The sequence below is a fragment of the Paenibacillus glycanilyticus NBRC 16618 genome (genome assembly GCF_004000805.1).
In the GTDB taxonomy this organism is placed as follows: Bacteria; Bacillota; Bacilli; order Paenibacillales; family Paenibacillaceae; genus Pristimantibacillus; species Pristimantibacillus glycanilyticus.
Genome location: NZ_BILY01000004.1, coordinates 243,025 through 249,889, shown reverse-complemented (window position 1 = coordinate 249,889; position 6,865 = coordinate 243,025). Strand labels below are relative to the sequence as shown.

Below are 6,865 nucleotides of genomic sequence, written 5' to 3'. Positions count from 1 at the left end.
GGCGTTGAGATAAGACCCTCATAGGGTCTTATTCGCAAGAGAAGTAGCTAGTTGGTTAGCGATAAGACCCTGGCAGGGTCTTATCGGGCATTGGAAGGGGCGCGGACGTGCGAAAATGGTGGGTTCTGGAGTGCAGTCAATATTGTGGACACAGAATTAAGGAACTACCTCGGATTAAACGGCAGATTTCTGGTCATACAATTGCTCAAAACGATGGGCGGATTTGTAACCCAATGAAGAGTGTAAGCGAAGTCGGTTGTAGTCGAACGCTATATAGCTATTAAGCGCCTCTATCGCTTGCGCCCTCGTGTGGAATGTCGTTTGGTAAACGAGCTCTTTCTTTAGTGTGCTGTGAAAAGACTCGATGCAGGCGTTGTCGTAACAATTGCCTTTGCGACTCATGCTGCCTATCATTTTGTACTGTTTGAGCTTTTCTTGGTAGTCCGTGCTGGCATATTGCGAACCACGATCGGAATGGTGAATTAAGCCGGGTTCAGGTTTGCGCCGCTCGTAAGCCTGGTCTAACGCATCGATCACTAATTCTCTTGTCATCCGCGAGCCTAGACTCCATCCTACGATCTTGCGGGAGAAGAGGTCCATAACACTGGCTAAATACAACCAGCCTTCACGGGTTGCAATGTACGTAATGTCCGTTACCCAAACCTTGTTTGGCGCCGATACGTTAAAATCCTGGTTCAGGGTATTATCGTGTACCGGCAGGCTGTGATTCGCGTTTGTCGTTGCTTTGTATTTTCGGGCTACAATCGACTTCAGGCCCATTGCTTTCATGCAGCGCTCTACGGTCTTGGAAGACCATTTATGCCCTTCTTCACGTAATGCGGCTGTGATGGGCCGGCTGCCCGCACGGCGTTTGAAGTGGTTAAAGTAATGCTGAATGCGACGTCTGCGTTTCTGGCGCTCCAGCTCTCTCGCACTAGGCTTACGATTCAACCATTGGTAGTAACCGCTTTTGGACACTTTTAAAACACGGCACATCTTCTGGATTCGGAACTTCAAGCGGTGTTTGTAAATGAACTTAAAAATTAGTCCCGTTCCTTTGTGAAGAAGTGCATCGCTTTTTTTAAGATTTCATTCTCCTCTTGGAGATCTTTATTGGCTTGCTCCAGCTTTTTAAGCCGCTCATAATCGACAAACACTTGGGATGGTTCCTTAACAGCACCACTACCATACTGCTTAATCCAGCGGGTTAAGGTGCTTTTAGGAATTCCTAATTCCCTTGCGATCTCGATTGGTTTCTTTCCCGTCGATTCCATATGCTGAATCGTATTGCGTTTAAACTCTTTGTCATAGCTTTCACGGACATCTCCCACGGTCCACACCTCTTTTTCATTGTTGTGTCTATTATAAAGGGTGTTCCTTAAGTCGTGTCCACTAAACAGTCTAACTCCATTCGTGTTGAGATAAGACCCTCGGAGGGTCTTATCTGCTAGAGAAGTAGCTAGTTGGTTACGGATAAGACCCTGGCAGGGTCTTATCAGGCATGGAAAGAGGTGCGGACGTGCTGAAATGGTGGGTTCGCGTTGAGCAGGACGGTCTCATCGAGTAAGCCGTCGAATAGATTGGAGACGTTAAGATCTCTTAGGGACTTTAACCGGAAGCTTGTTACGAATAAAAAGCAATCCCCAAGCCATCGGCTGTGGGGATTGCTTTTTCGGTTATTCCGCTGCCAGTACCGTGCAGCTCGCCAGCTGCGCTGTACCGTCAATCGCATAAAGCGCGATCTTCCGGCAAGTCTGATCCGGGAAGATCAGGCTTGTCATCGCTGCCGAACCATCCGCGAGGAACAACTCGATGGAGGCTGTATCGGCCAGAATTCGCAGGCTAAACCGGTCCTTGGAACCGTACAGCTTCATTTGCTGAGGCTCCGCAAACATGTCGGAGAAATCGTTTGGTCCGGCATGCTCCCTATGCAAAGTGAGGCTTTGCTCATGTGCAGAATAAGTAATCGTCGTGTACTGCTTCTTATTATGATGAATGATGATGCCTAGCTCCCGTGCCTCAATCTGCTCTGCTTCGATACGAAGCTCGAAGGCATCCAGCTCGCAATCCAGACTGTGATCTGCGCCATCTGCAAGTAGCACATCCTCAAGCTGAGCCGCCACTCGAGAGAAATACGTTTCGAGCTCCTTAACAGGATGCTGTACGATAACAAGCTCGCCGTTCTCTTCCAACCGCTTCAGGCATAGCGTGCGGGGAGCCGTCATCGAACCTCTCCAGCCGTTCGACGGAACAAGATTCGCATAACGCCAGTTGCTCATCCAGGCCGTATAGATGCGCCTGCCGTCTGCCTCCGGAATATCCGAGAAGCTTACGCCCGCATAGTTATCGCGGCCAAAGTCCAGCCAGCGAAGCTCATCGTCATCTGGCGTAAAGACGGAACCATTGAACTCCCCGACAAAATACTGGGTGCGCGAGCCTTCCTTATAATCCGGATTGTCGCCTACGCTGACGAAGAGTACCCACTTGCTGTCTTCCGTTCCTTCAATCGTCAGTTGGAAGAGATCCGGACATTCCCATACGCCGCCGTGAAAGCCGACGCCTTCGCCAAACTCGCTTTCAAGCTCCCAGGCTTTCAGGTCCAGCGAGGAGTAGAAAGAGATGGTCTGTTCGGTGGCCAGCGCCATCAACCATTTGCCGCTATCCTTATGCCAGAATACTTTCGGATCGCGGAAATCCGGTTTGGCCGTCGCGCGAAGCACAGGATTTCCTTCGTATTTCGTCCATGTTCTGCCGTTATCATGGCTGTAAGCAAGGCTTTGCGTCTGCACGACGGGTTCGCCTTTTACCTCTTGATGACTCGTAAAGATAGCGACCAGACCCGGCTCCTCCGGGAAGAAACCTGTTGTGTTATGCCAATCCACCACCGCGCTTCCCGAGAAGATTGTCCCGTTCTCATCGGGGTATAACGCGATCGCAAGTTCTTCCCAATGAACGAGATTCTTGCTGACGGCATGGCCCCAATGCATGGGACCCCACGTCGAGCCATGAGGATGATATTGATAGAAAAGATGATACTCTTCATTAAAATATACAAGTCCGTTCGGATCGTTAATCCAGTTCTGCTGCGGTGCAAAATGCCATAGAGGCCGATATGCGGTCTTCTTGATTGCTTCCAAGTAAACGTCCACCTTTTATGATTTGATATAGTTGTCGTAGCCGGTTTGCTTGATTTGCAGCCATTTCTCAAGGCCAAGGCGATTCAGCTCTTTCAAGTAATCCGCCCATTCCTCGTTAACCTTGCCTGTCTTAATCCACTCTGCGCGTTTCCGGTTCACGTAAGCGAACAAGTCGGTTTCAATCGTGGACAGCTGCTTCTGGTCTTCCAGCGAGAAGAAAATTTTCGGATAGTTGTTCTCCGCCTTCATGTAAGGAACAAGTCTTTCTTTCATAATGTTCAGGCGCCAAGCCGCATCGTCCGGCTTCGTTGTGTATTTGCCGTAATACTCGTCGAGGATCGCAAGCGGTCCGCCGATATTGGTCTTCTGGCGAAGCTCTGCCGGCGCTGCCCCTTCAAGCGGAAGATGCTCGAGCATGCCTTTTGCCTCGTCGAATTTGAAAATGTTTTGCTGCGTTTCATCGCCGTAAGTCCCCCAGTTATCCTGCACCGATTGAAGCGGCTCGTACAGCTGGTCGATCCATTTCGCCGTTAACTCTATGTTTTTGTTCGCGCTTGTAATCACCATGCGGCCGCGGTCAAAGCCATAGTTGTTCGTGCGGGTGACGTTTACTTCGCCGGAAGGGCCGGCCAGCGGCTTCATCAGATCATACTTGTCGTTATTGCCCGTAATGTTCGCTTTGTCCCAAGTGAAGTACAAGCCGTAACGATCATCCTGACCTTTCGCCAGGAAAGTATTGTAATCCTGCTCGAACGATTCCTCGTCGATCAGATCAAGCGCGTACAGATCATGCAAATAGTTCACGGCATCTTTGTAGCCGTCCTGATCAGCCGTAAATACTACTTTGCCGTCATCGGTTACGACGGTATGATCGCCGTTATCTCCAAGGCCGAAGGAGCCAAACAGGAAGTTCAAATCCTCGTTGCCGTTATTCATCACGACGCTGAGCGGAATTTCGTCGGCTTGGCCGTTGCCATTCGGATCGTCTTTTTTGAAGGCCAGCAGGACGTTTTTCAATTCTTCGGTTGTAGTTGGCATCTTTAGGCCAAGCTTGTTCAGCCACTCGACGTTAATCCAAGGGATATCGTTGACGGAGTGAATGCTTTCCTTGCCCGCGCCAAGCTCCTCGATCCATGGGAAGCTGTAAATATGGCCGTCCGGCGCTGTCATCATCGCTTTGTACTCCGGCGCATCCGCAAGCACCTTCTGCAGATTCGGCATATACTTTGCAATAATATCCTCAAGCGGAATAATCGTTTTGTCCGTGCCCAGCTTCAGCAGGTCGTAGTCGGAGTAAGCCGCATCCAGGATGGCATCCGGCAGATCGCCGCTGGCTACAGCAAGATTTCTTTTCTCAACGAAGGAGTCCGAGGTGAAGTTCTTCCAATTAATATGAACGCCGGTTTTCTCTTCAAGCCGCTTGTAGATCAGCTTCTGGTTTGGGTCGGTCGGGGCAAGCGGCGAGCTTTGCGTCATAAAATTCAGCGTCACTTTCTCTTGCAGCGGGAAGGATACCTCCTTCAGGTCATAGCTCTTGGTAGCGGCCGAGCCTTTGTCTCCGCTGCTGCAGCCTGCAAGCATCGAGATGGATAAAGCGAGAGCCGTTGCGGAATAAATCGTCTTTTTCATAAGAATATTTCCCCCGTATCTGTTATTTGATGGAGCCAACCATAACGCCTTTCTCGAAGTACTTCTGGAAGAACGGATACATCACGATAAGCGGCAAGCTGGAAACCACAATGGATGAATATTTGATCATCTCCGACAGCTTCTTCAGCTCGGCTTGGGCGAGAATATCCGAGATCATGCCGGGATCCACCTGGTTCTGAATTAGAATCGACCGCAGAACAAGCTGCAGCGGGAACAGCTGATTGTTGTCGAGATAAATCATCGCGTCGAAATACGAATTCCACTGCCCGACAAACGCATAGAGGGCAAGGACAAAAATAATAGGCTTGGACAGCGGCAGGATAATTTGGAAAAAGAGCCGTTGATCCGTGGCACCGTCAATTTGAGCGGCTTGATTCAATTCCTTCGGAATGCCGGCAAAATAAGTTCTCGCCAAAATAATGTTGTACACGCTCACCGCGCCGGGCAGAATAATCGCCCAAATCGTATTCAGCAGGTTCAGGTCTTTGACAACCAGATACGTCGGAATCAAGCCGCCGCTCAGGAACATTGTGATCAGGAAAAACACCATAAACATCCGTTTGCCTACAAACCCCTCAAGGCTAAGCGGATAGGCGGCAAAAACCGATACGACCACGGTCGCCAGCGCAAAACCGGTTGAATACAAGATGGCGTTCAGAAAGCCTCTTAACATGGCGGCATTGCCCAATATTTTCTCGTACCCGGTTATGCTCCAGTCCGAGGCGTTAAGCGAAAGCCCCTTGGTCAGCAGCACATTAGGGTTCAAGAAGGAGGCAAGGAGCACGTAAAGAAGCGGAAAGAGAACGATCAGCACGAGCAGGGCGAGCAAGACGTAGGTAATAACGAGCAGAACGCGGTCCTTTCGGGAAATGTGAATGTCCATAAGTCCTCCTAAAAGAATGGTTACCCAAACAGCCGGATGGCTGTTCGTGACGATTCTTGCATCGAAAGCATTAGCTTTAATACAGGCCTTCTCCTTCGTTCAGCCGCTTCACGACGGCGTTCACGAGGACGAGCAGAATGATATTGATAATGGAGTTAAATAGGCCGATGGCGGTGGAGTAAGCATAGTCGCCTGACTGAAGGCCAACCTTGTACACGTAAGTCGCGATAATCTCCGACGTAGGCGTATTCATCGCGGTCTGCATCAGAAAAGCCTTCTCGTACCCGATCGACATGATACCGCCTGCCGCCAGGATGAACAGAACCGCCATAACCGGCTTGAGCGTAGGCAGATCGATATGCCAGATGCGCCGCAGGAGCGAAGCGCCGTCAACGGTTGCCGCATCATGCAGCTGCGGATCCACATTGGAGAGGGCGGCGACGTAAATAATCGAGGCCCAGCCCGCGCCTTGCCAGATACCCGATAAAATGTAGACCGTGCGGAAGTAGGCAGGATCGGACATAAACGAGATGGGCTTATCCGTAAACATGGTGACCAGCGAATTGATTACCCCTGCCGGCGACAGGAAAACAAACAGCATGCCGGTAAGGACAACAACCGAGATAAAGTTGGGCGCGTACAGGATCAGCTGTATATTTTTCTTGATCCTAGCCCCTCTGATCTGATTGAGCATAAGCGCCAGCACGATTGGAACCGGGAAGCCCAGCAGCAAGCCGTAGACGCTTAGCTTCAGCGTGTTCATGAAAATATCGTAGAAGTTGGGCGATGACAGGAACCGGTTGAAGTTCTCGAAGCCAACCCATTCGCTTCCCATGATGCCTTTCAGCGGGCTGAAGTTTTTGAAGGCGATAATGGAGCCGTACATCGGAACATACTTGAACACGATTGTCAGCACGACGGCTGGCAGCAGGAAGAGATACAGTGTGTAGTTTCTGAATACGTAATAGATCCAGCTTGGCTTTTGTTTTCTGCCGATGGATGCGCTTGCCAATTGATATTCCCCCTTAAGAGTACGCTTTCATGCGAAGCCAGGAAAAAGAGGATGGAATACGTTTCCCCGATTTCAGGGTAAGTATATGTCAACCGGATGACATATGTCAACCGGTTTCATAAATCTTGATTTTGTGGTTTAATCAAAGAGGCATTAAGCTTATAATAGGTTCCATAAAGCGGT

At 50.0% G+C, this 6,865-nt stretch carries 6 protein-coding genes; all 6 read right to left on the bottom strand.

Annotated elements, in window-relative coordinates; genetic code table 11:
- Positions 1–174: 174 nt before the first annotated feature.
- The 6 genes from PGL01S_RS04705 to PGL01S_RS04680 all read right to left on the bottom strand — a co-directional run bounded on the left by PGL01S_RS04705 (position 175) and on the right by PGL01S_RS04680 (position 6,682).
- A complete protein-coding gene (locus tag PGL01S_RS04705; RefSeq protein WP_244935511.1) occupies positions 175–1,032 on the bottom strand; it encodes an IS3 family transposase in 858 nt (285 codons plus the stop codon).
- A gap of 11 nt (positions 1,033–1,043) precedes the next feature.
- The gene (locus tag PGL01S_RS31110) at positions 1,044–1,331 is read right to left on the bottom strand and encodes a transposase (protein WP_127491924.1); all 288 of its coding nucleotides are present in this window, start codon (positions 1,329–1,331) and stop codon (positions 1,044–1,046) included.
- Between the two features lie 345 nt (positions 1,332–1,676).
- Complete coding sequence (locus tag PGL01S_RS04695; protein ID WP_127491922.1) at positions 1,677–3,137, bottom strand: glycoside hydrolase family 32 protein; 1,461 nt, start codon at positions 3,135–3,137, stop codon at positions 1,677–1,679.
- 15 nt (positions 3,138–3,152) lie between these two features.
- The gene (locus PGL01S_RS04690) at positions 3,153–4,766 is read right to left on the bottom strand and encodes an ABC transporter substrate-binding protein (RefSeq protein ID WP_127491919.1); all 1,614 of its coding nucleotides are present in this window, start codon (positions 4,764–4,766) and stop codon (positions 3,153–3,155) included.
- Between the two features lie 22 nt (positions 4,767–4,788).
- Positions 4,789–5,670, bottom strand: a complete 882-nt coding sequence (locus PGL01S_RS04685; protein WP_127491917.1) for a carbohydrate ABC transporter permease — start codon at positions 5,668–5,670, stop codon at positions 4,789–4,791.
- 76 nt (positions 5,671–5,746) lie between these two features.
- Positions 5,747–6,682, bottom strand: coding sequence for an ABC transporter permease (locus PGL01S_RS04680; RefSeq protein ID WP_127491915.1), 936 nt, complete (start codon positions 6,680–6,682; stop codon positions 5,747–5,749).
- Positions 6,683–6,865: the final 183 nt, after the last annotated feature.